Source organism: Streptomyces sp. YJ-C3, from assembly GCF_053891275.1.
This window is the reverse complement of sequence record NZ_CM132685.1, coordinates 5,463,105-5,483,745: the sequence shown is the minus strand read 5'-3', so window position 1 is coordinate 5,483,745 and position 20,641 is coordinate 5,463,105. Positions and strand designations below refer to the sequence as shown.

The 20,641-nt window shown below is 71.0% G+C and carries 19 protein-coding genes and 1 pseudogene; 16 read left to right on the top strand and 4 right to left on the bottom strand.

Annotated features, from left to right (window positions below):
• Window positions 1-153: 153 nt before the first annotated feature.
• The 7 genes from ACVHNB_RS24535 to ACVHNB_RS24505 all read left to right on the top strand — a co-directional run bounded on the left by ACVHNB_RS24535 (window position 154) and on the right by ACVHNB_RS24505 (window position 7,072).
• Window positions 154-1,281, top strand: coding sequence for an LLM class flavin-dependent oxidoreductase (locus ACVHNB_RS24535; RefSeq protein ID WP_456225889.1), 1,128 nt, complete (start codon window positions 154-156; stop codon window positions 1,279-1,281).
• 40 nt (window positions 1,282-1,321) lie between these two features.
• A complete protein-coding gene (locus tag ACVHNB_RS24530; RefSeq protein WP_456225888.1) occupies window positions 1,322-2,347 on the top strand; it encodes an alpha/beta hydrolase in 1,026 nt (341 codons plus the stop codon).
• Between the two features lie 81 nt (window positions 2,348-2,428).
• Entirely contained in the window at window positions 2,429-3,838 is a 1,410-nt protein-coding gene (locus tag ACVHNB_RS24525) for a DUF6421 family protein (protein ID WP_428956519.1), read from the top strand.
• Window positions 3,839-3,864: 26 nt separating this feature from the next.
• Window positions 3,865-4,626 (top strand): SDR family NAD(P)-dependent oxidoreductase, encoded by a 762-nt coding sequence (locus tag ACVHNB_RS24520; RefSeq protein ID WP_428956520.1) that lies wholly within the window; start codon window positions 3,865-3,867, stop codon window positions 4,624-4,626.
• Entirely contained in the window at window positions 4,623-5,693 is a 1,071-nt protein-coding gene (locus ACVHNB_RS24515) for a threonine aldolase family protein (RefSeq protein WP_456225887.1), read from the top strand. The genes ACVHNB_RS24520 and ACVHNB_RS24515 overlap by 4 nt, the downstream gene beginning before the upstream one ends.
• A gap of 84 nt (window positions 5,694-5,777) precedes the next feature.
• Window positions 5,778-6,377 carry a transglutaminase domain-containing protein gene (locus ACVHNB_RS24510; protein WP_456225886.1) on the top strand — a complete coding sequence of 200 codons (600 nt, stop codon included), beginning with the start codon at window positions 5,778-5,780 and terminating at the stop codon, window positions 6,375-6,377.
• Window positions 6,378-6,385: 8 nt separating this feature from the next.
• Window positions 6,386-7,072, top strand: coding sequence for a B3/B4 domain-containing protein (locus ACVHNB_RS24505; protein WP_456225885.1), 687 nt, complete (start codon window positions 6,386-6,388; stop codon window positions 7,070-7,072).
• Window positions 7,073-7,092: 20 nt separating this feature from the next.
• Here the strand turns inward: ACVHNB_RS24505 and ACVHNB_RS24500 are convergent, their stop codons facing one another.
• The gene (locus ACVHNB_RS24500) at window positions 7,093-7,821 is read right to left on the bottom strand and encodes a lysophospholipid acyltransferase family protein (protein WP_428956525.1); all 729 of its coding nucleotides are present in this window, start codon (window positions 7,819-7,821) and stop codon (window positions 7,093-7,095) included.
• A 238-nt stretch (window positions 7,822-8,059) separates the two neighbouring features.
• On the opposite strand from ACVHNB_RS24500, the gene ACVHNB_RS24495 reads away from it, so the two are divergent.
• The 5 genes from ACVHNB_RS24495 to ACVHNB_RS24475 all read left to right on the top strand — a co-directional run bounded on the left by ACVHNB_RS24495 (window position 8,060) and on the right by ACVHNB_RS24475 (window position 12,626).
• A complete protein-coding gene (locus tag ACVHNB_RS24495) occupies window positions 8,060-8,380 on the top strand; it encodes a TlpA family protein disulfide reductase (RefSeq protein WP_428956526.1) in 321 nt (106 codons plus the stop codon).
• A gap of 238 nt (window positions 8,381-8,618) precedes the next feature.
• A complete protein-coding gene (locus tag ACVHNB_RS24490) occupies window positions 8,619-9,125 on the top strand; it encodes a flavin reductase family protein (RefSeq protein WP_428956527.1) in 507 nt (168 codons plus the stop codon).
• A gap of 224 nt (window positions 9,126-9,349) precedes the next feature.
• Window positions 9,350-10,138, top strand: a complete 789-nt coding sequence (locus tag ACVHNB_RS24485; RefSeq protein WP_428956528.1) for an electron transfer flavoprotein subunit beta/FixA family protein — start codon at window positions 9,350-9,352, stop codon at window positions 10,136-10,138.
• A 57-nt stretch (window positions 10,139-10,195) separates the two neighbouring features.
• Window positions 10,196-11,158, top strand: coding sequence for an electron transfer flavoprotein subunit alpha/FixB family protein (locus ACVHNB_RS24480; protein ID WP_456225884.1), 963 nt, complete (start codon window positions 10,196-10,198; stop codon window positions 11,156-11,158).
• Window positions 11,159-11,327: 169 nt separating this feature from the next.
• Window positions 11,328-12,626, top strand: coding sequence for a DUF6986 family protein (locus ACVHNB_RS24475; RefSeq protein WP_456228942.1), 1,299 nt, complete (start codon window positions 11,328-11,330; stop codon window positions 12,624-12,626).
• A gap of 75 nt (window positions 12,627-12,701) precedes the next feature.
• Here ACVHNB_RS24475 and ACVHNB_RS24470 read toward each other — a convergent pair whose 3' ends face one another.
• Complete coding sequence (locus tag ACVHNB_RS24470) at window positions 12,702-13,739, bottom strand: LacI family DNA-binding transcriptional regulator (RefSeq protein WP_428956530.1); 1,038 nt, start codon at window positions 13,737-13,739, stop codon at window positions 12,702-12,704.
• A 217-nt stretch (window positions 13,740-13,956) separates the two neighbouring features.
• Between ACVHNB_RS24470 and ACVHNB_RS24465 the strand changes: the two genes are divergently transcribed.
• A complete protein-coding gene (locus tag ACVHNB_RS24465; protein ID WP_428956531.1) occupies window positions 13,957-14,919 on the top strand; it encodes an ROK family protein in 963 nt (320 codons plus the stop codon).
• An 82-nt stretch (window positions 14,920-15,001) separates the two neighbouring features.
• On the opposite strand, the gene ACVHNB_RS24460 is transcribed toward ACVHNB_RS24465, so the two are convergent.
• A complete protein-coding gene (locus ACVHNB_RS24460; RefSeq protein WP_428956532.1) occupies window positions 15,002-17,062 on the bottom strand; it encodes an NPCBM/NEW2 domain-containing protein in 2,061 nt (686 codons plus the stop codon).
• 343 nt (window positions 17,063-17,405) lie between these two features.
• Window positions 17,406-17,822 carry an STAS domain-containing protein gene (locus ACVHNB_RS24455; RefSeq protein ID WP_456225883.1) on the bottom strand — a complete coding sequence of 139 codons (417 nt, stop codon included), beginning with the start codon at window positions 17,820-17,822 and terminating at the stop codon, window positions 17,406-17,408.
• Between the two features lie 314 nt (window positions 17,823-18,136).
• Between ACVHNB_RS24455 and ACVHNB_RS24450 the strand changes: the two are divergent.
• The 3 genes and pseudogenes from ACVHNB_RS24450 to ACVHNB_RS24440 all read left to right on the top strand — a co-directional run bounded on the left by ACVHNB_RS24450 (window position 18,137) and on the right by ACVHNB_RS24440 (window position 20,624).
• Window positions 18,137-19,035, top strand: a pseudogene (locus tag ACVHNB_RS24450) (aminoglycoside phosphotransferase family protein).
• Window positions 19,036-19,399: 364 nt separating this feature from the next.
• Entirely contained in the window at window positions 19,400-19,831 is a 432-nt protein-coding gene (locus ACVHNB_RS24445) for an NUDIX hydrolase (protein WP_456225882.1), read from the top strand.
• 136 nt (window positions 19,832-19,967) lie between these two features.
• Window positions 19,968-20,624 carry an Lsr2 family DNA-binding protein gene (locus tag ACVHNB_RS24440; RefSeq protein ID WP_456225881.1) on the top strand — a complete coding sequence of 219 codons (657 nt, stop codon included), beginning with the start codon at window positions 19,968-19,970 and terminating at the stop codon, window positions 20,622-20,624.
• Window positions 20,625-20,641 lie beyond the last annotated feature (17 nt).

Here is a 20,641-nt window from a genome sequence, read left to right as displayed (position 1 = left end):
GGGTCGGGGTGGCAGGGAAGCACAGCCTAAAGGGCCCGCGACCCCGTCCCCGGTCTTCGCGTGCGGCTCCTCCGGTGCGTGCCCGCCCCTTCCCTTCTCTGACGGATCGTCATATAGCTATGAGTCATATGGAGGCAACGACCCGGAGGCGCCATGAAGTTCTCCGTCATCTTCGAGGCCCAGCTCGCCGACCCCACGGTCGAGCGTGAGCACCAGCTCTTCCGCGACTGCGTCGAACAGGCCGTGTTCGCCGAGGAGATGGGGTTCGACCGGATCTGGGCGGTCGAGCACCACTCCCTGAAGTGGTACGCGCACATGTCCGCGCCGGAGGTCTTTCTGACCTGGGTAGCGGCCCGCACGTCCCACATCCGCGTCGGGCACGGCGTGGTCTGCATGCCGTTCCGGTTCAACCACCCGGCCCGCGTCGCCGAGCGCGCCGCCACCCTCGACCTGCTCAGCGGCGGCCGGCTCGACCTCGGGGCCGGGCGCGGCGGCACCGTCCAGGAGACGTCGTTGTGCGGCGTCGACAAGGACCGCACGACCCAGGAGGTCGAGGAGGCGCTGCGCATCATCGGCAAGGCCTGGGAGAAGGACGAGCTGGAGCACCACGGCCCGCTCCTCGACATCGGCCCGCACCCGATCCTGCCCCGGCCCGCCCAGACCCCGCACCCGCCGCTGTTCCTCGCCTGCAGCCGCACGGACACCCTGCGCCAGGCGGCCGAACTCGGCGTCGGCGCCCTGGTGATGGGCTTCGCGGGCCCCGAGTCGATCGCCGAGATGCGGGGCGCCTACGACGCGGCGATCGCCGGCCGGACCCCCGAGCGGCTCGTCTCCTCGGCCGTCAACGACCACTTCGCGGTCCTGTGCCCCACCATCGTCTCGGACGACCGGGAGGCGGCCCGCCGGATCGGCATCCGAGGCCAGCGTTTCTTCGCCCAGTCCATCGGGCACTGGTACGGCGGTGCGGGCATCCCCGACGAGGCCGTCGTCGACGGCACGGACGAGGCGGCCGAGATGCGCCGGGCCGCCGAGCAGGTCGTCGCCCGCCTCAACGAACAGCGCGTCCCGGTCCGCCCCACAGCCACGGCCACCTTCAACGCGGACCACGCGTACGGCACTTCGGCCGACGCCATCGCCTACGTCGAGCGTCTGCGCGATGCCGGGGCCGACGAGATCATGTGCCTGATCCAGATGGGCACGGTTCCCCAGGAGGCCTGTCTGGAGACGCTGCGCCAGTGGGGCGAGACGGTCATCCCGCACTTCAGGAGCGGACTCTCCTGAGACCCGCGCGCCTGCGCCCACCCGACCACCGGAGTCGCCCATGTCCATCGAAGAAACCTCCGACGCCGTCGACCGCCTCGCCCCCGAGGCCCGTCCCCTCGTGGACGCGATGGCAGCCGTCTTCCCCGACCTCGGCGGGGCCGTCACCGACGCCGCCGAGGCCCGCAGGATCCTCGCGGCCGTGCCCGCCGCACCGTTCCCCGCGCCCGTCGTCGGCGCCGTCGAGGACCGGGAGATACCGGGGCCGCCCGGGGCGCCCCCGATTCCCGTACGGATCTACCGGCCGGAGTCCGGCGGCGCGACGGACGGGGACGCGCCCCGGCCCGTCGTCGTGTTCTTCCACGGGGGCGGCTGGGTCATCTGCGATCTGGACAGTCACGACTCGACGGCGCGCGGCCTGTGCCGGGACGCCGGGGCCGTCGTGGTCTCCGTCGACTACCGGCTCGCGCCCGAGTCCCGGTTCCCGGCCGCCGTCGAGGACGCGTACGCCGCCGTGTGCTGGGTCGCCGGCCACGCCGGTGAACTCGGCGCGGATCCATGCGCGTTGACGGTCGCGGGCGACAGTGCGGGCGGGAACCTCGCCGCCGTCGTCGCGCAGATCGCCCGCGACGAGGACGGCCCGCGCATCGCCCGGCAGGTCCTCGTCTACCCCGCGACCGACGCCCGGCAGAAGGCCGGCTCCTTCGACGCCAACGCCGCCGGGTACTTCCTGACCGCCGCCCACTGCCGCTGGTTCCGCGACCAGTACCTCGGGTCCGACGGCGACCCCGCCCACCCCCACGTCTCACCGCTCCTCGCCGAGGATCTCGCCGGGCTGCCGGCCGCCCACGTCGTCACCGCGGGCTGCGACCCGCTGTGCGACGAGGGCCGCGCGTACGCGACAGCCCTGCGCGCCGCCGGTGTCCCGGTGACCGAGAGCCACTTCCCGCACATGTTCCACGGCTTCTTCGGCTTCCCCGAACTGCTCGGCGATGCGCGCCAGGCACGGGCGGATGTGGCACAGGTCATCGTTTCAAGCGTGCGAGACAGGAAAAACAGCGGTAACACCGGGGGTTGCGCAGGATAATTTCCCGAGTCTCCTCTTGTCCCGGAGAACCTCGCATGCATACGGTGTCCTTACGCGAGGTTCTCCCGTGGAGGATGGGACATGACGGAAATTCTTGTGCAGGCGGGCATGGAGGGGATCGTTCCTTCGGCTCCGACGGTCGGCGACAGGGTGGTGGAGCACCCGGCGTGGCCCGTGCTCAAGGACGCCGTGGAGGAGATCAGGACCTGGCAGGACAAGGACGGGTCGATCGACTTCGGCGCCGAGGGCGCCCCCGCGAAGGCCACCGCAGATCTGGCGGTCGACCGTGTCATAGCCGCGGTGGAGCAGCTCGCCCCGCTGCTCCCGCACGACGCCGCGTACCACGAGGCGCTCGTCCGCGACCTGCGGCGCTGGGCCGACGACGGCTACCGGGTACCGGACTTCCTGGACTCGCTGCTCGCCTTCCAGCCCGCGGCGCGGCGTCAGGACGGCCTCCAGCACCTGGTGCTCTTCCCGATGTACACGCAGAACGGGAACCCGGACCGGAACCTCGAAGCCGTCGTGCTGCGCATGGTCTGGCCGGATTGGCTGGCCGAGCTGGAGGCCACGCGCTACGACAACCCGCTGTTCTGCGGCATCACCTTCGAGGACTTCACCTCGGGTTACGACACGAACTCGGCGGTGCTCTTCCCCGAGACGATCGCCGTGCGCGAGGCCCCCGAGCGCTTCTCCTGGGGCGGCATCTTCTGCGACCGCGAGGCGGCCCGCTTCCGCCGCGTCACCGAGGCGGCCGTCGACATCCTCGGCGTCGAACTGCCCGAGGACATCGCGCGGATGGTCGGCGACCAGGACCGCTGCCAGCAGGCGTTCGTGCTGTGGGACATGGTCCACGACCGCACGCACAGCCACGGCGACCTGCCGTTCGACCCGTTCATGATCAAGCAGCGCCAGCCGTTCTGGATGTACGGCCTGGAGGAGCTGCGCTGCGACCTCACCGCCTTCAAGGAGGCTGTGAAGCTGGAGGCCGACGGCGTCCCGCAGGGCCGCGACGTCCAGTACGCCGTGCTGTTCGACCGGATGTTCCGCTTCCCGGTCACCGGCGAGCGCGTGCGCAACTACGACGGTCTGGGCGGCCAGCTGCTCTTCGCGTACCTGCACAAGCACGACGTCGTGCGCTGGACCGACAACAAGCTGCACATCGACTGGCAGCGCGCCCCCGAGGTCACCAACCAGCTGTGCGCCGAGATCGAGACGCTGTACCGCGACGGCATCGACCGTCCGAAGCTGGTCCACTGGTTCGCCGCGTACGACCTCGTCTCGACGTATCTCGCGCCGCACCCCGGCTCCCGCTGGGCCAAGGGCCCCGACGCCCTCGACACGAGCCTGCCGCCCCGCAAGCTGGTGGACGAGGTGCTTGCGGACGAGTTTCCGCTCAGCATGTTCTATGAGGCGCTCTCCAAGAAGCTGAAGAACGTGATCGCCTCGACCAAGGGGATCACCGCGGCGGGTGCCGAGCGGGTGGCCGCGTGAGCAATCCCGTACAGGAGGCGACTGCCATGACCGACACCAACGAGACCAGGGACACGCTGGACGGTGCCGTGATCGCGGTCGCCGGAGCCGCGGGACCGGCCGGGCGCGCCACCCTCAAGCGGCTCGCGGAGGCGGGCGCCACGGTCGTCGGCGCCGACGCGGATCCCGAGCGCCTCGCCGAGGCCGTCGACGAGGCGCGCTACGCGCACGGCGGCGCCACCGTCATCGGCGACACCGTCGACCTGCTCGACCTGCACGCGACCCGCGACTGGGCCGGCCGCGTCGAGAAGGACTTCGGCCGGGTCGACGGGGTGGTGCACCTCGTGGGCGGCTGGCGCGGCAGCGCGAGCTTCGCCGAGACCGACCTCGCCGACTGGGACCTGCTGGAAAAGCTCCTGATCCGCACGGTGCAGCACACCTCGCTCGCCTTCCAGGAGGGTCTCGGCCGCTCCGACCGGGGCCGCTACCTGCTGATCAGCGCGGCCGGCGCCAGCAAGCCGACCGCGGGCAACGCCGCCTACGCCGCCTCCAAGGCCGCGGCCGAGGCGTGGACGCTCGCGCTCGGCGACGCCTTCCGCAAGGCGGGGGGCGACGCGGGACCGCAGCAGGCGGCTGCGATCCTGGTGGTCAAGGCGCTGGTGCACGACGCGATGCGCGCGGAGCGCCCCAACGCGAAGTTCGCGGGCTTCACCGACGTCAAGGAGCTGGCCGAGGCCATCGCCGGCGTCTGGAGGCGGCCCGCCGCCGAAGTGAACGGGACCCGTCTGTGGCTGACCGAGAAGCCGTGAATCCTCCCAGGACCGACGCCCGCAGGCACCACGACCCCACGATCCGGGGTTTCGCCAGCGACAACTACGCGGGCGCCCACCCCGAGATCATGGCCGCACTGGCCCTGGCCAACGGAGGGCACCAGGTCGCGTACGGCGAGGACGACTACACGGCCCGTCTCCAGCAGATCATCCGCAGCCACTTCGGCCCGACCGCCGAGGCGTTCCCGGTCTTCAACGGCACGGGGGCCAACGTCGTCGCGCTCCAGGCGGTCACCGACCGCTGGGGCGCGGTGATCTGCGCCGAGTCCGCGCACATCAACGTCGACGAGGGCGGCGCCCCCGAGCGCATGGGCGGTCTGAAGCTGCTCACCGTCCCGACGCCCGACGGCAAGCTCACCCCCGAGCTCATCGACCGGCAGGCGTACGGCTGGGACGACGAGCACCGTGCGATGCCGCAGGTCGTCTCGATCACGCAGTCCACCGAGCTCGGCACGCTGTACACGCCCGACGAGATCCGCGCGATCTGCGACCACGCCCACGAGCGGAACATGGTCGTGCACCTCGACGGCTCCCGGATATCCAACGCCGCGGCCTCCCTCGACGTGCCGATGCGTACGTTCACGAACGCGGTCGGCGTCGACATCCTGTCGCTCGGCGGCACGAAGAACGGCGCGATCTTCGGCGAGGCCGTCGTCGTCATCAACCAGGACGCCGTCCGGCACATGAAGCATCTGCGCAAGCTGTCCATGCAGCTCGCCTCCAAGATGCGGTTCGTGTCGGTGCAGTTGGAGGCCCTGTTCGCCAAGGACCTGTGGCTGCGCAACGCCCGGCACTCCAACGAGATGGCGCAGCGCCTCGCCGAGGGGGTGCGCGCCGTCGACGGTGTCGAGATCCTCTACCCGGTGCAGGCCAACGGCGTCTTCGCCCGCCTTCCGCACGACGTCTCCGAGCGTCTGATGAAGCACTACCGCTTCTACTTCTGGGACGAGGCGGCCGGCGACGTCCGGTGGATGTGCGCCTTCGACACCCGCGAGGAGGACGTCGACGGGTTCGTCGCAGCCCTCAAGGAGGAGATGGCGCGCTAGCCACCCCCTCTCAATCTGCATAGGTATGCGATCGATCGTAAAGTCATTGACTGACGGTCGGTCGCGTTCCTATGCTCCCGTGCCATGCAGCTGATTCAGCAGAACCCTGATCTGTCGGCATATTTGGCGGCCGACGACGTCATCGATCACCATCACCCGCTCGTCCGGGACGTGGCGTCACGCCTCGCGAAAGACTCCGCGGATTCATATGCATACGCCCGCGCCGCCTACGAGTACGTCCGCGACACCATTCCGCACTCCGCCGACAGCGGCGACATGCGCGTCACCTGGCGGGCCTCCGACGTCCTGGAGCAGGGCACCGGCATCTGTCATGCGAAGGCCCATGCCCTGGCCGCGCTGCTGCGCGCGGAGGACATCCCCACGGCCCTCTGTTATCAGCGGCTGACGCACGACGTCGGGGCGGGCTGGTGTGTGCACGGGCTGATCGCCGTACGGTTCCACGGCTCATGGCACCGGCAGGACTGCCGAGGGAACAAGCCGGGCGTCGATGCCCGGTTCTCGCTCGAAGGGGAGCGGCTGGCCTGGGTGCCCGATCCGAAGTTCAGTGAGGTGGACTATCCGGTACTCTTTGATGTACCCCATCCGGTGGTGCTCGATGTCATGCGCAGCGCGCCGGACCGTCCGTACCTCTGGGAGAACCTCCCCGACTCGCTCACCTCGTAAGGCAGGCCATGTCCCTCCAGCTCACCGTCTCCGACGACGTCCGCGCCATCGCCCCGGACTTCCGGCACATCGCCGTCGAGGCGTACGGACTCGTCAACGCGCCCAGCACGGACGGCACCTCGGCCCTCCTCGACGACGCCGCACGCCGTCTGGCCGCGCGCCTCGACGGACGCGCGCCGCACGAGGACCCGCACATGGCGGCCTGGCGCGCGGCCTACACCGCCTTCGGGGCCAAGCCCAACCGCACCCGGAACTCCGCGGAGGCGCTCGCCAAGAGGGCGCTCGCCGACGGCGGCCTGCCGCGGATCAACACGCTCGTGGACGTATACAACGCGATCAGCGTCGCTCGCCTGATCCCGGTCGGCGGCGAGGACCTCGGCCACATCAAGGGCGGCATGCGGCTGATCAGGGCCACCGGCGAGGAGGACTTCGTCACCGTCGCGTCCGGCGAGCAGGCGGTCGAGCACCCGGACGCCGGGGAGGTCGTCTGGTGCGACGACGAGGGCGTCACCTGCCGCCGCTGGAACTGGCGCCAGGGCACCCGCACCCGGCTCACCGACACCTCCGTCGACGCCCTGTTCCTCCTGGAGGGCATGGGCGAGCACGCGTGCCTGGAAGCGGCGGGTGCCGAGCTGGCCGAACTCCTGGAGAAGTTCAGCCCCGGCGTACGCCTCACGGTTCACCCGGCGGCCTGAGGCGCGGCCCCGGACGGGCTCTAGTTCGCCTCGGCGGCCTTGACCTCTTCGGGGGTCGGGGCCGTACCGCCCAGATGGGCCGGCATCCACCACGTGTCGTCCGGACCCTTGGGGCGCACGGGGTAGGCGCGCTGCGCCGCTTCGAGGAGCTCCTGCACACGGTCGCGCAGCCGGCGCGTGATCGCCCCGGCGTACTGGTCGCGCGACGCCTCGATGGCCTCGCCCACCCGGATCGTGATCGGGATGTGCTGTCGCTTGAAGTTGCGCGGACGGCCCTTGGTCCACACGCGCTGGGTGCCCCACAGCGCCATCGGGATCAGCGGCACCCCGGCCTCCTGGGCCAGCCGCACGGCGCCCGTCTTGAAGCTCTTCAGCGTGAAGGACTCCGAGATCGTCGCCTCGGGGAAGACCCCGACGACCTCGCCCGAGCGGAGCGACTGGAGGGCGTGCTGATACGCGTGCTCACCCTGGGCGCGGTCCACCGGGATGTGCTTCATGCTGCGCATCAGGGGGCCGGAGATCTTGTGCCGGAACACCGACTCCTTCGCCATGAAGCGGACCAGTCGCTTCTGGGGCAGGGCGGCGAGGCCGTCGAAGATGAAGTCCAGGTAGCTGATGTGGTTGCTGACCAGGACGGCTCCGCCCGAGCGTGGAATGTTCTCCGAGCCCTTGCAGTCGATCTTCAGGTCGAGCGCCTTGAACATCGTTTTCGCGGCGCCGATGACCGGACGGTAGACGAGCTCTGCCATGGAGGGGGTGGACCCTTCTTATTGCCGTGGGGAGTTTCTTCCGGAGGATTCCGGAGGAGGTGGCTCCCGGCGGTAAGTTACGCAGCCGTAGGTTTTCCGGCTTGCGCAGATCGTGCCCCAAGAACGGCCGAGTGACCAGTCCTGGTTCCGGCCGCGCGCGAGATCCTTGTCACGTGACCGGGAATGCGGCGAGACGTTTCGGCGCTGCAAGTGAAGCGGTGGACCGAGGAGGTGTGAGGTGAGCGTGACCGAAGTGACGCTGGATGCCGGGCAGTTGGGTGAGGAGTTGGGGGAGCGCGCCACGCTCGTGCAGTTCTCCAGCGCGTTCTGCGCACCTTGCCGGGCCACCCGACGGGTTCTCGCGGAGGTCGCCGCCATGGTCCCCGGCGTGTCCCACATCGAGATCGACGCCGAGGCCGAGCTCGGTCTCGTACGCAGGACCGGTGTCGTCAAGACCCCCACCGTGCTCGTCCTGGACGCCCGCGGCCGTGAGGTGCGCCGCGCGGCCGGCCAGCCCCGCAAGGCGGACGTCATCGCCGCGCTGGGCGAAGCGATCTGAGCCGGCGAAGGAGCCGGTGGGCTGCGGGGGAGGGGAGGGAGGGCGGTGACGCATCTCCCACATGACGGAACGCACTTGACTGCACGCGCCACGTATCGTCACGCTGACCGTATGCCTCCGGAACTCCTTCTCTACGAGCGGGTCCACGTCGACCTGGCCCGCTGTTCGAGCGCCCGCTGTCGCGTCTGCTGACGCAGCCACGGACCCCGCTCGAACCCTCCGGCAGAAGGACAACTCCATGACGGCCACGCCCGATCTGCGCACCGCCCGGCCCGCCACCCCCGACCTGCTCCGCTCGGTCTTCCGCCAGCACGCCGCCGGTGTCGCGGTGATCACAGCGGCCGGTGCCGCACCCGTGGGCTTCACCGCCACCTCCCTCACCTCGGTCTCCGCCGAACCGCCGGTGATCTCGTTCGGCGTCGGCCTGGGCGCCTCCAGCTGGCCCACCGTCGCCGAGGCCGACCACATCGGCGTGCACATACTCGGCGAGCACCAGGCCGACCTCGCCGCCACCTTCGCCCGGAGCGGCGCCGACCGCTTCGGCGCCCCCACCCGCTGGTTCGAGGGACCCGAGGGCGTCCCCGTCCTCGACGGCGTCCTGGCCTGGCTCGTCTGCCGGGTCATCGCGCGGGTGCCCGCGGGGGACCACCGGATCGTGCTCGCCGAAGCGGTCTGCGGCGACCCGGCCGGCGCCGGCCGTCCGCTCCTCTATCACCAGGGTCGCTTCAACGCGCTGCGCGACTGAGAGTTCCTGCGCCGCACGATTACGGAGCGTTGGCAAGGTCACAGTTCAAAGCGCTTGCTCAGTGGGCATGGAGTGGATGTACTGACGAGTAATATTTCGCTCGGAGCGCGGGCCGCCCCGACCGGAAGAGTCCGCTTCAGGCGCCTATGCTGCCTGCAAGAAGGCGTTGTCAGCCGCAGCAGCAAAGCCGCCCAGTAAAAGACGATTGCAGTAGGAGAGCCGGCGTGAGCTTGAGGATCGTTGTCACCGTGAAGTACGTGCCCGACGCCACTGGCGACCGGGGCTTCGCCGATGACCTGACCGTTGACCGTGACGAGGTGGACGGTCTGCTGTCGGAGCTGGACGAGTACGCGGTGGAGCAGGCGCTGCAGATCTCGGAGAATTCCGATGACGATGTGGAGATCACCGTGTTGACGGTGGGTCCCGAGGACGCGAAGGACGCGCTGCGCAAGGCGTTGTCGATGGGTGCGGACAAGGCGATCCATGTCGAGGACGACGATCTGCACGGCACCGACGCGATCGGTACGTCGCTGGTGCTGGCGAAGGCGATCGAGAAGGCCGGTTTCGATCTGGTGGTCTCCGGGATGGCGTCCACGGACGGCACGGCGGGTATTGTGCCGGCGCTGCTGGCCGAGCGGCTGGGGGTGCCGCAGGTGACGTTGTTGTCGGAGGTGGCGGTCGAGGGCGGCACGGTGACGGGCCGCCGGGACGGCGACACCGCCTCGGAGCAGCTCCAGGCCTCGCTGCCGGCCGTCGTGTCGGTCACCGACCAGTCCGGTGAGGCGCGGTACCCCTCGTTCAAGGGGATCATGGCGGCGAAGAAGAAGCCGGTGGAGGCCTGGGACCTGTCGGACCTGGACCTGGAGGCCGGGCAGGTCGGTCTGGAGGGGGCCTGGACCAAGGTCGACGCGGCCACCGAGCGTCCGGCGCGCACCGCGGGCACGATCGTGAAGGACGAGGGTGAGGGCGGCAAGCAGCTGGCCGAGTTCCTCGCCGGCCAGAAGTTCATCTAGGCACCGACTCGTCGAGTCGCCAAGTCGTCATCACATTGCGAGAGTTGGAAGATTCCCATGGCTGAAGTTCTGGTCTACGTCGACCACGTGGACGGTGCCGTCCGCAAGCCCACCCTTGAGCTGCTCACGCTGGCCCGCCGGATCGGTGAGCCGGTCGCCGTCGCGCTGGGTGCGGGCGCGGGTGACACGGCGGCCGCGCTGGCCGAGCACGGCGCGGTGAAGGTCCTCACCAACGACGCCGCCGAGTTCGCCGACTATCTGGTCGTGCCGAAGGTGGAGGCGCTGCAGGCGGCGGTGGAGGCGGTCTCGCCGGCCGCGGTGCTGGTGCCGTCCTCCGCGGAGGGCAAGGAGATCGCGGCGCGTCTGGCGCTGCGGATCGGGTCGGGCATCATCACCGACGCCGTCGACCTGGAGGCTGGCGCGGACGGGCCGGTGGCGACCCAGTCGGTGTTCGCCGCCTCCTACACCACTAAGTCCACCGTGACCAAGGGCGCCCCGGTCATCACCGTCAAGCCCAACAGTGCCGCCGTGGAGGCGGCCCCGGCGGCCGGTACCGTCGAGGCCCTCGCGGTGTCGTTCTCGGAGAAGGCGACCGGTACGAAGGTCACCTCGCGCACCCCGCGCGAGTCGACCGGGCGGCCGGAGCTGACCGAGGCCGCGATCGTGGTCTCCGGCGGCCGCGGCGTCAACGGCGCCGAGAACTTCGCGCTCATCGAGGCCCTCGCCGACTCCCTGGGAGCGGCCGTCGGCGCGTCCCGGGCCGCGGTCGACGCCGGCTGGTACCCGCACTCCAACCAGGTCGGCCAGACCGGCAAGTCCGTCTCGCCGCAGCTGTACATCGCCAACGGCATCTCCGGCGCGATCCAGCACCGGGCCGGCATGCAGACCTCGAAGACCATCGTCGCGGTCAACAAGGACGCCGAAGCCCCCATCTTCGACCTCGTCGACTACGGCGTCGTCGGCGACCTCTTCGACGTCGTCCCCCAGCTCACCGACGAGGTCAAGACCCGCAAGGGCTGACCTGTCCGGCTGTCGACGGGGCCGCGTGGCGTTCATCGCCGCGCGGCCCCGTCCGCGTACCGGGACCATGCAAGGGGACCATTGACGCAGGTCACCCGGCCCGTTAACTTCGCTATACGGATTGTTGATTCCGTGAAGCGGAAACAGTGAGCGTATGGAGGGTGCACGAATGGGTCAGCAGGAGAAGGTGTCGACGAGCCTCGCGGGCGCGGTCAGCGAGGGCATCAGCGCCTCACTCGCTCCGGTCGACGCGGAGCTGAGCCGCCGCTACCCAGGAGACCCCGGCACCCGCCAGCCGGTCCACACCGTCTACGTCCCCGCGGACGCCTTCGACGCGGGCACCATCCGCTCCTGGGGCGACCAGGCGCTCGCCCAGCTCGACGAGCACGCCCCGGACGCCGCCTCGTTCGCCGCGGTGCTCGGACTGGCCGACGAGCTCGCCGAGCCGATCTACAGCCGCGTACGCGCGAAGCTGGAGCGCGAACCCGTCGAGGACCTGCGCGTCGACTTCGAGGACGGCTACCGGCCCGCGTCCGACGCCGACGAGGACGAGGCGGCGGCCCGCGCCGCCCGCCTCATCGCCGAGGCGTACGCGAACGGCACCGCCGCCCCGCACATGGGCATCCGCATGAAGTGCATGGAGGCGTCGGTCCGCGACCGCGGCATCCGTACCCTCGACATCTTCCTCACCGGACTCATGGAGCACGGCGGCCTGCCCGACGGGCTCGTCCTGACGCTGCCCAAGGTGACGTACCCGGAGCAGGTCACGGCCATGGTGCGACTCCTGGAGGCGTTCGAGAAGCAGCACGGGCTCGACGCCGGGCGCATCGGGTTCGAGATCCAGATCGAGACCAGCCAGTCGATCCTCGCCGCCGACGGCACCGCCGCCGTCGCCCGCATGATCGATGCCGCCGAGGGGCGCGCGACCGGTCTGCACTACGGCACGTTCGACTACAGCGCCTGCCTCGGTGTCTCCGCCGCCTACCAGGCCAGCGACCACCCGGCCGCCGACTACGCGAAGGCCGTCATGCAGGTCGCCGCCGCGGGCACCGGCGTCCGCGTCTCCGACGGTTCCACGAACGTGCTGCCCGTCGGTTCCACCGACAAGGTGCACGACGCCTGGCGCCTGCACTACGGCCTCACGCGCCGCGCTCTGGCCCGCGCCTACTACCAGGGCTGGGACATGCACCCCGGCCACATCCCGACGCGCTACGCGGCCGTCTTCGCCTTCTACCGCGAGGGCTTCCGACAGGCCGCCGCGCGCCTCGCCGCGTACGCGAAGCAGACCGCCGGCGACATCGCCGACGAGCCCGCCACCGCCAAGGCCCTCGCCGGGTACCTGCTGCGCGGCCTCGACTGCGGAGCGCTCGACGTCGCCGAGGTGGCCCGCCTGACCGGCCTCACCCTGGGCGGCCTGGAGGGCTACGCGGGACCGCGCCGGGGCGACCTGACGACCACCGGCGAATAACCCCACGGACACACCACTGCCCCTTCCCGAGGACGGTCGGGAAGGGGCAGTGGTGTGTCCGTAGCGCGTCAACGGTCAATCGGCCGGGCCGAGTTCACCGGACCCCCGCTGGATGAGCCGGGTCGGCAGCTCGATGCGCTCCGGCAGCAGCGTCGCCCCGTCGAGCTGACGGAACAGCCGCTCGGCCGCGGTCCGGCCCAGCTGCGCCGCGTCCTGCGCGACCACGGTCACCCCCGGCTTCAGCAGATCGCCCAGCTCGATGTCGTCGAAGCCCACCAGGGCGACGCTGCGGTCGAGTTCGGCCAGGACCCGGACCACGGTCACCGTCACACGGTTGTTGCCCGCGAAGATCGCCGTGACGGGCTCCGGGCCCGACAGCATCTCCTCGGCCGCGCGCCGCACCCGCTCGGGGTCGGTGACGCCGAGCGACATCCACTGCTCCGCGACCGGTATCCCGGCGTCCTCCATCGCCGCGCGATAGCCGCGCAGGCGCTCGGCGGCCGTGTGGATGCGCGGCTGGTCGCCGATGAAGCCGATACGGCGGTGGCCGCCCGCGATCAGATGCGCGACACCGTCCCGCGCGCCGCCGAAGCTGTCGGAGAGGACCACGTCCGCGTCGATCTTCCCGGCGGGCCGGTCCACGAACACGGTCGCGACACCGGCCGCGATCTCCGGCTCCAGATAGCGGTGGTCGTCACCGGCCGGGATCACGACGAGGCCGTCCACCCGGCGTGCGCACAGGGCGAGCACCAACTCCTGCTCGCGGTCCGGGTCCTCGGCGCTGGAGCCGTTGATGAGCAGTGCGCCGTGCGCCCGCGCGACCTCCTCGACGGCGCGGCTCAGCGGGCCGTAGAACGGGTCCGCCAGATCCTCCAGCACGAGCCCGATGCTCGCCGTACGCCCCTTGCGCAGCACGCGCGCGCTGTCGTTGCGCCGGAAGCCCAGGGCGGCGATCGCCTCCTGTACGCGGCGCTCGGTGTCCGGCGTGACGCCCGGCTCGCCGTTGACGACCCGGGAGACCGTCTTCAGGCCCACTCCGGCGCGCGCGGCGACGTCCTTCATCGTCGGGCGATTGCCGTAGCGGTTCTCGGTGCGGCGGGCGGTGCGGTCCACTATGCGCTGTCCTGTCCTGTCGTCGCTGCCGGGAAGCCGGCCACCCGGAAGGGGTGACGGGCCCGATTCGTCAGGCCTCATCATCCTGTACGGGCGTGTGGCGTCGAGCATAGGGCCTGGACAACGTTGTCAGGCTCGGGGGAGACTGTGCACCGCTTTTCTCGCTTCCTAGAGTGACCTTCTCCGACCTGCCTTTTCTCCAGGGGATCTGACACTGATGCACATGGACCTCGTCGCCGCGCTCGACATCGGCGGCACCAAGATCGCCGGCGCCCTCGTGGACGACCAGGGCCGGATCCTCGCGCGGGCGCAGCGGCCGACCCCCGCTCAGGAGGACGGGGAGACGGTGATGGGCGCGGTGGAGGCGGTGCTCACCGAGCTGACGGTGTCCGAGCTGTGGCCCCGGACGCGGGCCGTCGGCATCGGCAGCGCCGGCCCGGTGGACCGCTCGGCCGGCACGGTCAGCCCGGTGAACGTGCCGGGCTGGCGCGACTTCCCCCTGGTCTCGCGCGTGGCGGCCGCCACGGACGGCCTGCCGGTCGAACTCGTCGGCGACGGCGTGGCCATGACGGCGGCCGAGCACTGGCAGGGCGCGGCGCGCGGCCACGACAACGCGCTGTGCATGGTGGTCTCCACCGGCGTCGGCGGCGGCCTGATCCTGGGTGGACAGCTCCACCCCGGCCCCACCGGCAACGCGGGCCACATCGGCCACATCAGCGTCGACCTCGACGGCGACCCGTGCCCCTGCGGGGCGCGCGGCTGCGTGGAGCGCATCGCGAGCGGCCCCAACATCGCCCGCCGTGCCCTCGCCGACGGCTGGCGACCGGAGGCCGACGGGGACGCCTCCGCCGCCGCCGTGGCCCGTGCGGCACACGCCGGCGACAAGGCGGCCCTGGCGTCCTTCGAGCGGGCGGCCCAGGCCCTCGCGGCCGGCATCGCGGCGACGGCGACGCTCGTCGAGATCGACATCGCGGTGATCGGCGGAGGAGTGGCGAAGGCGGGCGACGTCCTCTTCGCCCCGCTGCGCCGCGCGCTGCGCGACTACGCCACGCTGTCCTTCGTGCGGCGCCTCACGGTCGCCCCGGCGTCCACCGGCACCGACGCGGGGCTCGTGGGCGCGGCGGCCGCCGCGCTGCGGTCCGGCTCCGCCGTGAACCGGGCGCGCCACCAGGCCGTCTGACGGAGCGACCGCGCCCGCCCGGCACCGACTGCGGATGAGGGCGTGCGGGACGGGACCCGCACGCCCCCGACCGGGGCCCCGCTCAGCAGTGCAGCTGCGCGTCGCCCCAGTCCGCGTGGTCCGAGTCGACCCCGTCGCCGCCGTCCGTGACGACGAGCCGCACCAGCTGGGCCCCTGTCACATCGGCCGAAAGGGCCTGCGGGGCATCGGAGTTGGTGAGCACGCCGGTCGACGCGACCTTGCGGTCGTCGGCCCACACCTCGAAGGCGACGGTGCCCTTCGTGCCCTTCTCGTCGTCGACGCCGACCTGCGCGGTGACGCGTTCGCAGGAACGCGCCGCGTAGTAGTCCACGGAACTGGCGGCATGGACGCCGAGACCCTTGGCGTACACCACCCCGCCGATGGTGAGCGGATTCCCGTCGCCCGCGTCGCTCTCGCCGTTGCTGGAGTCGCGCTCGACCGGACCCCAGCCGTTGGACGTCGCGAGCCAGGGCAGCTCGCCCAGGGACGCGGTACCGCTCGGCGGCGCTGTCGCGACGGCCGCCGTCACCGGGACCGTACTGGTGACCTTCGTGCCCTGCGGCGACCGGTACGTGGCGCGCAGCGTGAGGTCGTACGACCCCGTGGCCGCGCCCGCCGGAGCGCTCACCGTCCATCGGGTCCGCAGCGACTTCCCGCTCGCCACCACGGATGCCTTCGTCGGCCCGGACGCCTCGACCTTCCAGCCCTCGCCCGCCGGCCCGCTCACCGACACGGCGACGTCACGGGCCGCGGTGCGGCCCAGGTTCGCGAACGTGGCGGTGGTCCCGGTGGAGCCGCCCGGCTCGACGAACACGCCCTCGTCCAGGCCGAGTTCGGCGGCCGGGGGATACGTGGACCACTTCGGGTCGGCGGCCACGCGCAGCAGCACCGTGCCGTGCGCGGGGACCGTCGCCGCGAGCGTGCCCGCCGTGTTGACGTTCTTGTGCTGCCACAGGTCGCGCGCGACGTACGCGGTGGCGGAGGGCAGCCCGACCGCCTTCGCCGAGGTCGCGATGCGCTGCGCGGAGCCCGTCTCGTTGAACAGGGCCACGGCGCGGCTGCCGTCCCGCATCTCCTTGGACACGACCCAGCGGCCGCCCTCGGACGAGACCACGGAGCCCTGCTTGCCCAGCGGGTCCTGGTCGACGGCGATCACGTCACGGTTGGACAGGATCTCGTACGTCGTGTCCGACGCCGTGCGCAGGTCCGTGCCGATCAGCAGCGGCGACGCCATGACCGCCCACATCGAGAAATGGGTGCGGTACTCGGTGTCCGTCATGCCGCCGTTGCCGACCTCCAGCATGTCCGGGTCGTTCCAGTGACCGGGTCCCGCGTACGGCGCGAGCGGCAGATTCTGCTTCATCAGCGACAGCATCGAGCCCCAGCTGTCGCTGATGTCGCCCGTGGTGCGCCACAGCTGCCCGACGTCCGCGGCCCACTCCCACGGCTTGTTCTCGCCCCATTCGCAGATGCTGTAGACGATGGGGCGCCCGGTGGCGCGCAGGGCGTCGCGCATCGTCGTGTAGCGCTGCTTGGCGTCGACGCCCTGGTTGTTGCAGTTGTCGTACTTGAGGTAGTCGACGCCCCAGTCGGCGAACTGCTGCGCGTCGCTGTACTCGTGGCCGAGCGCGCCCGGGAAACCGATGTCGCTGCAGGTCTTGGTCCCGGCGCTGGTGTAGATGCCGAGCTTGAGCCCCTTGGCGTGGACGTAGTCCGCGACCGCCTTGATCCCCTGGGGGAAGCGGGCCGGATCGGGCACCAGCTTCCCGTCCGCGTCGCGCTCGGGCAGGGCCCAGCAGTCGTCCAGGTTCACGTACTGGTACCCGGCGTCCTTGAGCCCCTTGTCCACGAACAGATCGGCGATGCCCTGCACCATGGCCTCGTCGAAGTCCGCGCGGCAGTGCGTGGAGTTCCAGTTGTTGAAGCCCATGGGCGGGGTGAGGGCCGGCCCGTCGTCGAGCGCGGGGGACGACTCGTCGGACGCGGCGCGGGGCGCGGGTGCGGACGCGGTGGCGGATGCGGGTGCCGCCACGAGTCCGCCGGCGCCCAGCACCGCCACGGCCAGTGCTCCGACGACTCTTCGCCGGACGGCACCGGGGCTGCGGGTGGGAAGACGACGCATGGTTACGTTCCTCCGTACTCCCGAAAGGTTGGATCACTGCATGTACGTGTCACTGACGCGCGTTTACGGTAGAGCGTGTTGGAGTGTGTTGGAAGGGGAGCGGTAGGAGGTGCTTGATATCGCGTCAGAACCCTTCAGGAACACGAGAGTTGAGCGTGAGATGCGGTCTCGCGTTCGGTTGTGTTGAGTTGCGTCCCGGGGAGTCCGAAGAGCCCGAGAACGGGGCGTGACGCAGCCGCTGGCCGACGCCGTCCGTCTTGCCGCGCGCCTTCGCGGGACATCGGATGTGCTCAGCGGTCCTGGGGCGGTGGCTCCGGCCGCCGCCCCAGGACCGCTCCCGGCTTCAGCGCAACGCCTCGTCCAGCGTCGCCACCGGATTCAACAGCTGTGTCAGTCCGGAGAGTTCGATGATGCGGAGTGTCAGGCGGTGGCGGCAGACCACCGCGACGCGTCCGCCGCGTCCCGAGGCTCTGCGGTGCGCGCGCACCAGGAGCGAGAGCCCGGAGCAGTCGAAGAACGTGGTGCCGGTGAGGTCGATCGCCACGACGCGGTACGGGCCCGCCGCCACGGTGTCGAGCAGCGGGGCCATCCGCTGGAAGGCCAGGAGGTCGATCTCGCCGTTGAGTTCGATGACGGCGCAGTCGCCAGGTGTGTGCACCACGGGAGCGCACACGGATTCGTCGAGGCCTGACATGTCGGTGATGCCGTCGAAGTCTCCGAAGTCATCGAAGAGGAAGTCCTGTTGGTTGCCCTGTCGCATCGGTCCCCCCGGGCCGAGCACCTGTCCGGCTCCTGGGGAGCCGTCCGCGCTGCCACATGATTCGTGCGAACGATTCGGGAGGTCGCCGGGGGCTGGGGCGCCTGGTCGGACACCGTATCGGCACTTCCCGCGCGGCGTCGTGGCGTAACGATTCCCGACGCCTTCGCATCACTTGATGGAGTGAAATGATGCAGAAGTGCTTGACTTTTGAAGAGCCTGATGTTTAGGAAAATCGTTCGACTGCAGGGGTTCGGACCGCTGTCATGGACCGGTCCGGTACCCCCCACCCCACATCTTCGCCAGGAGCAGCCGACTTGGCCACAGTGCGCGCCCCCGACCGTCGACCCGCCATCGATACCGCGCTGGTCAGACGCCTGGTCGACACCCAGTTCCCGCAGTGGGCCGAGCTGCCCCTGAAGCCGGTCGATCCGGCCGGGTCGGACCATGTCATCCACCGCCTGGGCGACGAACTGTCGGTCCGGCTGCCCCGGCACTCCGGGGCCATCGGGCAGGCCGAGAAGGAGCAGTACTGGCTGCCGCGGCTCGCCCCGCGGCTTCCGCTGGCGGTGCCGGTCCCGGTCGCGGTGGGCCGGCCCGCGCTCGGCTACCCGTGGTCGTGGGCGGTGACATGCTGGCTGGACGGCGAGGTGGCCACGGTCGAGGGGCTCGGCGACTCGACGGATACGGCCCGTGAACTGGCCGCTTTCCTCCTGGCGTTGCAGGATTTCGACCCGGGGGCGAACGGAGGGCCGGAGGGCGGCCCGGACACCTCCGGCGCCGTACTGGCCCAGCGGGACGGGAGCACGCGGGCCGCCATCGCCGCGGTCTGCGACGTCTTCGACGGGCCCGCGATGACGGCACTGTGGGACGCCGCACTGGCCTCGCCGGCCATCAGGTACCACCGGTGTGGTTCCACGGAGACTTCCACACCGGAAATCTGCTGACCGTCGACGGCCGCCTCTCCGCGGTCATCGACTTCGGGGGATTCGGCCTCGGAGACCCCTCCGTCGACCTGATGATCGCCTTCACGCTGATGGCGCCGGACACCCGCGCGGTCTTCCGCCGCGCACTCGGCGCGGACGACGCGATGTGGCTGCGCGGGCGCGGCTGGGCCCTGACGAGCGGGCTCAGCGCGTACACGGCGTACGCCGCCACCAGCCCGCGGATCGCGGAACAGACGTCGCGCCAGATCCGGGCGGCGCTGGCCGGTTAGCGCGCCGTGCCGCGCGGACCGTGTGTTTGCCGCACACCCCGTGTGAACGCAGTGCCGCAACGGCGCCCGCGCACACGCTTCTGCCGTCCGTGCGGCTGCGCTTGACTGACTGGCGGGAACACCGGGAGGCCGGTCATGGGCCGGTGGTCCGCCGTCGGGCAGCGGCTGGACACCCCGGCCTTCCGGTACTCCCGCCATCCGTCTCCGGCTCTCGGTCGCCGGAGTCGCGGGCTGCGCCGAGCCCCCCGGCCGCCCACAGCGGAAGCCCGCCCGCCGTTCTGTCCCCAAGACGGCGGGCGGGTGCCCCGTAGAGTGCTTCTCGCCACGGCCGCCCCAGGTGGCCGCCCGAGGGAGGGGAAGCAGCATGGAGGTGCGGTCGCGGACCCGCGTCTCGGCGTACGCCCTGGCGCTCGAGGAAGGGCACGTCCTGCTCGCCCGCCTCTCCGACACGTCACCGGTCTTCGAACCCGGTCTGTGGCATCTGCCGGGCGGCGGGATCGACCACGGCGAGCAGCCGGTGGAGGCGCTGGCGAGGGAACTCCGTGAGGAGACCGGCCTGGAACTCGTCGACGCCCGCCTCGTCGACAGCCGCGCGTACACGGTCCGACGCGGCGGGGTCCACTGGCACCTGATCGCGCTGTTCTACGCGGTCGAGCTCAAGGGGGACGCGCCGGAAGTCGTGGAACAGGAAGGGACGACGGAGGCGGTGGAGTGGCGTCCGCTCGCCGGGCTGGACGAGGCGACGCTGTCCCCGGCGGCGGCCGACGGGCTGCGGCGGGTGGCTGCAGGGGCCTGACGGGCCCGTCGGTGTCGGTCGTCGGGTGCGCGGCCGGTGACCATCCGTTGTCAGTGGTCCGCGTACGGTCTGCCCATGAGTGGGATACCGATGTCCGAGGCGGGAGACGTAGGCAGGCATGGGGCCGGGTGACCGCGTGGCTGGAGCGACACGCCCTGATGTGTTCGCCGCCCTCGGCGACCCGGGGAACCAGACGGCCATCAGTGAAGCCGAACGGCGCATGGGTCTGAAGCTGCCGAGGGAGATGCGGCAGTGGCTTCTGATGACCGACATCGATGCCGGCGGGCCGGCTGATGTCCGCTCGTGTCCGGTGGCGTTGGGATGCCCGGGAGTCCTACCCGGTGGCGGACTCCTGCTCGGTCTCACGGACGTCGAGCGTGTCTACCGCCACAAGACGGCCATGGAGGAGGCGGCACCGTCCGGTGACCCTGAATCCCCTTCCTGGCGCACGGAGTGGGTGCCCATCGCCGCGGAGCTCGACGGCTTCTACGGCACGTTCCTCGACGCACGCACCGGAACCGTGGGGTCCTGGACCGAGGGTTCGTCCCCCGAAAAGGACGAGTACACCTCGCTGTCCGCCTTCTTCCAGGATGTGGCGGACCAGTGGGAAGGAGTGTCCTCGGGTGACCGGAGCGGACCTGGCGGAGCCCGCCGGCTCGATCCCCGTCCGGAGGGTGAGCCCGTCCGTCTGTGGGCGCGTGCGCACGGCTGTCTCGTCCACGACCGCGGGCGTGTTCCCGCACCCGTCCGCGAGGCCTACGCAGCATCACCGACCAGGACCGACACGGCCTAGGGCGAGACGTGGGCCCG

Coding starts and splice junctions, on each gene's coding strand:
- ACVHNB_RS24535 (WP_456225889.1), top strand. CDS start 154: ATGAAGTTCTCCGTCATCTTCGAGGCCCAGCTCGCCGACCCCACGGTC.
- ACVHNB_RS24530 (WP_456225888.1), top strand. CDS start 1,322: ATGTCCATCGAAGAAACCTCCGACGCCGTCGACCGCCTCGCCCCCGAG.
- ACVHNB_RS24525 (WP_428956519.1), top strand. CDS start 2,429: ATGACGGAAATTCTTGTGCAGGCGGGCATGGAGGGGATCGTTCCTTCG.
- ACVHNB_RS24520 (WP_428956520.1), top strand. CDS start 3,865: ATGACCGACACCAACGAGACCAGGGACACGCTGGACGGTGCCGTGATC.
- ACVHNB_RS24510 (WP_456225886.1), top strand. CDS start 5,778: ATGCAGCTGATTCAGCAGAACCCTGATCTGTCGGCATATTTGGCGGCC.
- ACVHNB_RS24505 (WP_456225885.1), top strand. CDS start 6,386: ATGTCCCTCCAGCTCACCGTCTCCGACGACGTCCGCGCCATCGCCCCG.
- ACVHNB_RS24500 (WP_428956525.1), bottom strand. CDS start 7,821: ATGGCAGAGCTCGTCTACCGTCCGGTCATCGGCGCCGCGAAAACGATG.
- ACVHNB_RS24490 (WP_428956527.1), top strand. CDS start 8,619: ATGACGGCCACGCCCGATCTGCGCACCGCCCGGCCCGCCACCCCCGAC.
- ACVHNB_RS24480 (WP_456225884.1), top strand. CDS start 10,196: ATGGCTGAAGTTCTGGTCTACGTCGACCACGTGGACGGTGCCGTCCGC.
- ACVHNB_RS24475 (WP_456228942.1), top strand. CDS start 11,328: ATGGGTCAGCAGGAGAAGGTGTCGACGAGCCTCGCGGGCGCGGTCAGC.
- ACVHNB_RS24465 (WP_428956531.1), top strand. CDS start 13,957: ATGCACATGGACCTCGTCGCCGCGCTCGACATCGGCGGCACCAAGATC.
- ACVHNB_RS24460 (WP_428956532.1), bottom strand. CDS start 17,062: ATGCGTCGTCTTCCCACCCGCAGCCCCGGTGCCGTCCGGCGAAGAGTC.
- ACVHNB_RS24455 (WP_456225883.1), bottom strand. CDS start 17,822: ATGCGACAGGGCAACCAACAGGACTTCCTCTTCGATGACTTCGGAGAC.
- ACVHNB_RS24445 (WP_456225882.1), top strand. CDS start 19,400: ATGGAGGTGCGGTCGCGGACCCGCGTCTCGGCGTACGCCCTGGCGCTC.